We start from the raw sequence: 3,048 nt of genomic DNA, 5'->3' as shown, positions 1-3,048 counted from the left end.
GGGCGAGGGCGTGGCCGGGGTCGGGGACGGCGGCGCGGCCAGGGACGCCGGTGGGGATGCCGGTTCCTGTGACGGGTGGGTCAGCAGGCCCAGCCACAGCGCCAGCGTCCCGCGCAACTCCTCCGGTCGTACCACCGCGTCGGCCGCGCCCGCCGCCACCTGGGCCTCGGCCGTGTACGCCGACGGGTCCGCGTCCGGTGGGCGCACCCGGGAGCCGGCGAAGCCCACCTGGACGCCGGGGAGCGCGAGGACGACGTCGGCGCCCGCGCCCAGGGTGGCCCAGCCGCCGCCGGTCGTCGGGTCCCGCAGTACGGCGATCTGCGCGAGCCCCGCCTCCCGCGTCAGCGCCGACTGCCGGGCCACGCGCTGGAGTTGGGTGAGCGCGCGCATGCCCTCCTGCATCCGGCTGCCGCCCGTCGCGACGAGTGCCACGACGGGCAGCCGGTGCTCGCGCGCCTCCGTGTACGCCGCCTCCAGCAGGTCCCCGGTCCGCTCCCCGAGCGAGCCGCCGAGAAAGCCGAACTCGAAGGCCAGGACCACGGCCCGAGTACCGCCGATCGTCGCGCGGCCGCAGACGACGGACTCCTCCTCGCCGGTGCGCTCGGCGGCGCGGGCGCGCGAGGCGTCGTAGCCCTGCCAGGCGAGGGGGCCGTCGGGCTCGTACTCCTTCGCGGGGTGCGGGAGTTGGGTGAAGTCGTCCGTGACCAGGGCGATGATCTCGCGGGCGGAGTGCCGAGCCGAGTGCCCGGCCGAGTGCTGGGCGGGCGGCTCAGTCATGCTTCAGCGCCCGCTTCATGATCTTGCCCATGTCGTTGCGGGGGAGCGCGTCGAGGTAGTGCACGACGCGGGGGCGCTTGTGCGGGGCGAGGCGCGCGGCGACGTGGTCGGACAGTTCGCCGGCGGTGGGCGGGGACTGGGGATCGGCGGGCACGATCCACGCGACCACGCGCTCGCCGAGGTCGTCGTCCGGCTCGCCCGTGACGGCGGCCTCGCGTACCGCCGGGTGCTCCAGAAGGGCGTTCTCGATCTCGCCCGCGCCGATCTTGTAACCCCCGCTCTTGATCAGGTCGGTGGCCTTGCGACCCACGATCCGTACGTACCCGTCGGCATCGCGGACCGCCATGTCGCCCGTGCGGAACCAGCCGTCCTCGGTGAAGGCGGCGGCGGTCGCGTCCGGACGGTTCAGGTACTCGGTGAAGAGGTTGAGGCCGCGCACCTGGATCTCCCCGACGGTCTCGCCGTCGTACGCCGTGACGGCCGAACCGTCCTCCTCCACCAGCCGCAACTCCACGCCGGGCAGCGGCACTCCGACCGTCCCGGCGCGCGGCTCGCCGTCCGCGCGCACGCTCGTGTTCATGAGGGTCTCGGTCATGCCGTACCGCTCGATGACCCGCCGCCCGGTCGCCGCCGCGATCCGCTCGTGGTCGTGCACCGGCAGCGCCGCCGAACCGGACACGAGCAGCCGCGCCCGGCCGAGCGCCTTCGCGAGCGCGGGGTCGTCGGGGAGTGCCTCCGCGAGCCGGTGGTACATCGTCGGCACGCCGAACAACATGGTGGCGCCCTCGTTCAGCTCCTGGGTGACCCCTTCGGCGGTGAACCGCCCCAGGTGCCGTACGGAGCCGCCGCGCCGCAGCGGGCCGAGGATGCCCAGGATCAGCCCGTGGACGTGGAAGAGGGGCAGCGCGTGGACCAGGACGTCGTCCCCGGTCCACTGCCAGGCGTCGGCCAGCGCGTCCAGGGTCGTGGCGATGGCCCGGCGGGGGATGACGGCGCCCTTGGGCGGGCCGGTGGTGCCGGAGGTGTAGACGACGAGGGCGGGGGATTCTGCGGTGACGGCGGCCGGGGCGGCGGCCGCGGTGGCGGGGGCGTACGGTCCCTGGTCGCGTACGTCGATGTCCACGCGCTCCAGGTCGCCCAGGGCGGGCGGGAGTTCGGCACCCGGTGCGGTGAGGACGAGGGTGGGCGCGCTGTCCCTGATGATGTGCCCCAGCTCGCCGTCGCCCGACTTCGGGTTGAGGGGGACGGCGGGCACTCCGGCCAGCAGGGCGGCCACCACGGCGACGGCCGTCTCCAGGGTCGGGGTGGCCCAGACGGCGACCCTGCCCGCTCCCTGGATCCGCCCGGCGAGCGCGCCCGCCGCCGCGGCGAGTTCCGTGTACGTCAGGGAGCGTTCGCCGAACCGTAGGGCGGGCCGCTCGGCAGGGGAGGCGGCCGGGGAGTCGGTCAGGGCCGGGAAGAGTGAGGACACGCGTCGTACTCCTTAGCTGTTTCTGTCTGCTGTCGTGGCTGCCGCCCGTGGGCCACGGGGTTACCCCCAGCCGGGCACGACCATCACCAGCCACACCACCGCGGGCACCACCGCCACCACGATCCCTCCGTACACCATCAGCTGCCGGAAGAAACGCTCCCGGTCGACGTCCGGTGCCGCGGCCAGCACCAGCGCGCCGTTCGTCGAGAAGGGGCTCACGTCCACGACCGTCGCCGACACCGCGAGCGCCGACACCATGCCGATCGCCCCGATCTCGCCCTGCGCCAGGAACGGCATCGCCAGCGGGATCAGCGCGCCCATGATGCCCACGGACGAGGCGAACGCCGACACGATCGCGCCGATGTAGCAGAGCAGCACCGCGGCCAGCAGCGGGACGCCGATACCGCTGACGCCCTCGCCGGCCCAGGTGATGGTGCCCATCTCGTCCAGTACGCCGATGTACGTGAGGACACCGCAGATCAGCAGGACCGTGGGCCACGCGATCTGCCCGACCGCCACGCGGCTGTCGTCCGGCCACGCGGCGCTCAGCAGCACGGCCAGGGTGATCGCGGTGAGGCCCGCGTCCAGGTCGAAGCCGAGTACGGCGACGACGAGGGCGACCAGCGCGGTGAGCGTGGCGGCGCGGGAGGGGGTGAGACGGGTGGTGCCGGTGTCGGTGCCGGTGCTGGTGCCCGTATCGGCGGGGCGGATGGGAGTGGCGGTCGCGACGGCGGTGGGGCTGGTGCCGCCCGTGTCCCCGTGGGGCTTGGCCGTCCCGGACTCACCCTTGGGCCCGGACC

Annotated in this window: 2 protein-coding genes and 1 pseudogene; all 3 read right to left on the bottom strand. The window is 74.4% G+C overall.

The window, feature by feature from the left end:
* A partial coding sequence (locus FNH08_RS47955) for a carboxyl transferase domain-containing protein (protein ID WP_322726603.1) occupies positions 1 to 777 on the bottom strand: 777 nt, incomplete at its 3' end.
* Positions 770 to 2,248 carry an acyl-CoA synthetase gene (locus tag FNH08_RS47950; RefSeq protein ID WP_322726602.1) on the bottom strand — a complete coding sequence of 493 codons (1,479 nt, stop codon included), beginning with the start codon at positions 2,246 to 2,248 and terminating at the stop codon, positions 770 to 772. The genes FNH08_RS47955 and FNH08_RS47950, both read right to left, overlap by 8 nt.
* A gap of 60 nt (positions 2,249 to 2,308) precedes the next feature.
* Positions 2,309 to 3,048, bottom strand: a pseudogene (locus FNH08_RS47945) (SLC13 family permease); the annotation flags it as partial.

Origin of the sequence: Streptomyces spongiae (assembly GCF_009377185.1) — a bacterium.
Lineage (GTDB): Bacteria > Actinomycetota > Actinomycetes > Streptomycetales > Streptomycetaceae > Streptomyces > Streptomyces spongiae.
Note: the sequence above shows the minus strand (reverse complement) of the source record. Positions and strands in the feature narration are given on the sequence as shown.